Source organism: Acinetobacter sp. CIP 102529 (assembly GCF_000368325.1).
Taxonomy (GTDB): Bacteria; Pseudomonadota; Gammaproteobacteria; order Pseudomonadales; family Moraxellaceae; genus Acinetobacter; species Acinetobacter parvus.
The window spans coordinates 1-1,749 of the sequence record NZ_KB849351.1; the positions used below are offsets into that span (position 1 = coordinate 1).

At 35.1% G+C, this 1,749-nt stretch carries 2 protein-coding genes; both read right to left on the bottom strand.

The genetic code is table 11. From position 1 onward, the window contains the following. Nucleotides 1-42: 42 nt before the first annotated feature. Nucleotides 43-660, bottom strand: a complete 618-nt coding sequence (locus tag F972_RS00900) for a plasmid replication DNA-binding protein (RefSeq protein WP_026040226.1) — start codon at nt 658-660, stop codon at nt 43-45. 76 nt (nt 661-736) lie between these two features. Beyond that, nucleotides 737-1,636, bottom strand: a complete 900-nt coding sequence (gene repM / locus F972_RS00905; RefSeq protein WP_004763517.1) for a replication initiation protein RepM — start codon at nt 1,634-1,636, stop codon at nt 737-739. Nucleotides 1,637-1,749: the final 113 nt, after the last annotated feature.

Genomic DNA, 1,749 nt, shown 5'->3' on the forward strand with positions numbered 1-1,749 from the left:
CAATGTTTCACGACTTTGTTCATATTAGTTAAACAATCGTGGTTAATCATAGGGTCTAAAAAAACGGCTCCAAAAGCCCCTTTTCTCCGGTTCCTGGTCAATGTGCTCCGGTACTGGAATCCGCTTATTTTCCACCTGCTCCGGAGTAGTCAATCCGTCATCTTTCGGCTGAGTTTGGATCTCTACTTCTACAGGAGTTTCTCTTGGTTGAGTAGTCAATACATCATAGTTCGACTCACTTTTTGACCTAGTATCTGTTGCTATATCTAATTTTGGGTCGATAGAACTAGTTGTATAAGCTTTTGGAGCTTCTAGTAGGCGTTGTATTGCTTCAATTTGCTCATCTTTAACGTGTAACTGATCATTCTTAGCTTTTAGTTCCTCACGTTGGAACTGCTCACGCTCATGAGCCTGTTCAAGCTGTTTTTGAAGCATGTAAACTTGCTGTTCTAATAGGTGAACTTCTGACAACTTTCGTGTTTCGGTTGTCTGTGAACTGTTTACATTTCTAGAAGGTTCACCAAAGACTCGAATAGCTTCGGAAAGATCAATTTTACCGTCACTATTTTTACTTAAATTACCTTTATTAACTTGCTTATAAATGGCTTGACGAGTTATTCCATAGAGGTTTGAAAGCTCAATAACAGATAGTGATTTCATCTTGTAATTTTGGTTGTCCATTATGTGAACTAAAATACATTAACAAACAGTCAACTGCTACATACACAATCGACCTTTATGCCTTAAAGCCTAAATTTTTAAGATGAGGAATAAGTTGTTTTTGTTTTATTGGATCTCGCAGCATATCTTTAATTTTAATAGCTAAGTCGTCATAACTTTCACCTTGTTGTGCTAGGTGAGATACTTCATGTAAGCGTGAAAGCTGATTACCGAACATATTAATTTGTGAATCTGTCAATTTATAAAAATTATTCTGTTCGGATTTATGCTCAATACTTTTTGATTTTTCTTTAAACGTGAAGTGAATGTGTGTGACTTTTCGACCTGTCTTTATTTGCTCGTAAGATACATTTAAAGGGCTATGTTCATTGATTTGAACTACAGCAGTATCAATAACCCATCTCTTTAAATCAGCAGACAATGGATATCTTTTCCCTAACTCCAACATACTTCTTAGAGATTCGATGGAAATCTCTCGTTTTCCTATGGAACGATATTGGCTTAGTAGCTCATAAATACGAATAGCATATGCGCTACTCATACCAGCAATGTCAGATAGCGAATACTTAGTGAATTCACGGCTTAGATTAGAAATGAACGGCAAAATTTCTTTAGAAAACCGAATTCCTACAACGCTTTTACTTTCTAAAAAGCGTATGGATTGAATCCATCTCATTTTGATTGACTCATCATCAATAGCTAAATTAATTGATCTGTCATATAAGCGGTTTACACCATCTTTTAGATCTCTATAAGCTGTTTTTTCATGAACCCCAAGTTTTTTTAAATCATCAATAGTTACGCGATAAATTTCATCATCTGTAATATCTTCAGCCCGACTAATCTTACTAATAGCTGCTAAGACAATCCGTTGTTCTGTTGAGCTGAGTTGATATGAAGCCTCAATTACTTGATTTGATTTAACTACTAATTCTTTTTTAGATGTACTCATCATTTTTAATTCGATAAACTAACTATGAGTAATATAATTCTCTCATAGTTGGTAGTCAATCCCTCATAGTTAAGTAGTCAATCCCTCATAGTTAGTAGTCAATCCCTCATAGTTAG

Excerpts from the sequence above, each read along its gene's own strand:
- F972_RS00900 (WP_026040226.1), bottom strand. The coding sequence starts at position 660 with ATGAAATCACTATCTGTTATTGAGCTTTCAAACCTCTATGGAATAACT.
- repM (WP_004763517.1), bottom strand. The coding sequence starts at position 1,636 with ATGATGAGTACATCTAAAAAAGAATTAGTAGTTAAATCAAATCAAGTA.